This is a genomic window from Kosmotoga sp., assembly GCF_982836095.1.
Window position 1 is genome coordinate 1 of record NZ_CEYIHJ010000094.1, and the last position, 1,271, is coordinate 1,271.

The following is a 1,271-nucleotide window of genomic DNA, read 5'->3' on the forward strand; positions in this document are numbered from 1 at the left end:
GATCTGACGACCTCATACAGCAGGTTCAAGGCGGTTGGACAGATTTCGACGTGGCCATTGCTACACCTGATATGATGAGGGAAATCGGTAGATTGGGGCGAATTCTTGGACCTCGTGGTCTTATGCCTTCACCAAAGTCCGGTACGGTTACGACTGATGTAGAAGAAGCTGTAAAAGCTTTCAAAGCGGGAAGAGTGGAAATAAAGAACGACAAAACAGGAAACCTTCATCTTCCCGTAGGCAAAAAATCCTTTGAATTAAATGTGCTGAAGGAAAACATCATCTCAGCCCTGGAGCAAATCTCAAAAATGAAACCCTCTGCTGCTAAAGGCAGATTCATAGTTAAAGTAGCTGTAGCCACAACAATGAGCCCAGGTATAAAGCTAGACCATAATAAACTGGTAGACTGACGGGGTTAACTAATAAGAAAATCAAAAAAGCTATTTGTACCGAAGACAGCAGGTTTCTAAAGGCTTATGCCGCCTGCCGAGGTACGCAGAAGATACAGATGATATTAATTCTGCGGCCTCATGGCCGCTTTTTTTGAAAGGAGGTGCACCCGGCAGATGTTTACAAGAGCCCAAAAAGAGAAGTTTGTTCAGGAACTCGCAGATAAGCTCGAAAAGTCATCATTGATACTCTTCACTGATTACAAGGGTCTGACCGTTGCTCAGATCTCGGAGCTTAGAGGCAAACTTTTTGAGAGATATGATAACAAGGCAAAATACCGGATAGTAAAAAATACCCTACTACGCCTTGCACTACGAAAGGCCGGGTATAACGAAGAAGAATGGATCAATGACGTCCATGAAACTACAGCTGTGCTTATGGTAAGTGAAGACGATCCTGTTGAAGCTGTGAAGATCATTTACGACTTCACTAATGCCAGCAAGAACAAGCTCCCTGTTCTCAGAGGATTTTATCTTGAAGGCAAATACTTTGATGAAAGCAAAGTTGCCGATATTGCCAAGCTTCCCTCAAGGGAACAACTTATCGCTATGGTTGTTAGCGGCATTGCAGCCCCAATCAGCGGACTTGCTTACACGCTTAACGGCGTGCTAACGAAACTACTTTACGCTCTTAACGCCATCAAGGACAAAAAATCAGAATAAACGGAGGTGTGGTAAAATGACAAAGGAAGAACTCATTCAGGCTATTAAGGAAATGACCGTTGCTGAACTTGCAGAACTTGTGAAAGCACTCGAGGACGAATTTGGTGTTAGCGCTTCTGCACCTGTTGCTGTTGCTGCTATGCCTGGTGCTGCTGCTGG

1 protein-coding gene, 2 pseudogenes and 1 other annotated feature are annotated in these 1,271 nt (G+C 44.3%); all 3 genes and pseudogenes read left to right on the forward strand.

Annotated elements, in window-relative coordinates; all coding sequences use genetic code 11:
• Nucleotides 1–410: pseudogene (locus AC3LHT_RS06990) on the forward strand (50S ribosomal protein L1); the annotation flags it as partial.
• A gap of 21 nt (nt 411–431) precedes the next feature.
• Nucleotides 432–553: a sequence feature (ribosomal protein L10 leader region), on the forward strand.
• A gap of 13 nt (nt 554–566) precedes the next feature.
• Nucleotides 567–1,112 carry a 50S ribosomal protein L10 gene (gene rplJ / locus AC3LHT_RS06995; protein ID WP_290647072.1) on the forward strand — a complete coding sequence of 182 codons (546 nt, stop codon included), beginning with the start codon at nt 567–569 and terminating at the stop codon, nt 1,110–1,112.
• A 16-nt stretch (nt 1,113–1,128) separates the two neighbouring features.
• A pseudogene (locus tag AC3LHT_RS07000) lies at nt 1,129–1,271 on the forward strand (50S ribosomal protein L7/L12); the annotation flags it as partial.